The sequence below is a fragment of the Bradyrhizobium cosmicum genome (assembly GCF_032290525.1).
Taxonomy (GTDB): Bacteria; Pseudomonadota; Alphaproteobacteria; order Rhizobiales; family Xanthobacteraceae; genus Bradyrhizobium; species Bradyrhizobium cosmicum_A.
This window is the reverse complement of sequence record NZ_JASXTA010000598.1, coordinates 1-236: the sequence shown is the minus strand read 5'-3', so window position 1 is coordinate 236 and position 236 is coordinate 1. Positions and strand designations below refer to the sequence as shown.

Sequence of the window (236 nt, the reverse complement as noted above, 5' to 3'; positions counted from 1 at the left end):
CCGCGGCGTCGCGAACGCTTTCGCGCCTTCATAGACCAGGCCCTCGGCGACGAGCTTGTCGGTCACCATGCGGCGCAGATCGTCCGCCGCCTTCGCCTGCATGCGCGCGGGGATTTCTTCGGAAAACAGTTCCAGCAGAAGATCAGGCATCAGACCGCCCTGCCCGCTTCGGTGTGAACCCAGGCTTCGCCGCAGGCCTTTGCCAATTCGCGCACGCGCATGATGTAGCTCTGCCG

1 protein-coding gene is annotated in these 236 nt (G+C 64.8%); it reads right to left on the bottom strand.

Features of this window, described 5'->3' with window-relative positions; genetic code table 11:
- Positions 1-150, bottom strand: a 150-nt coding sequence (locus tag QSV46_RS41070; RefSeq protein ID WP_314964512.1) for a glycine--tRNA ligase subunit beta, incomplete at its 3' end; no start/stop codon positions are given.
- Between the last annotated feature and the right edge of the window lie 86 nt (positions 151-236).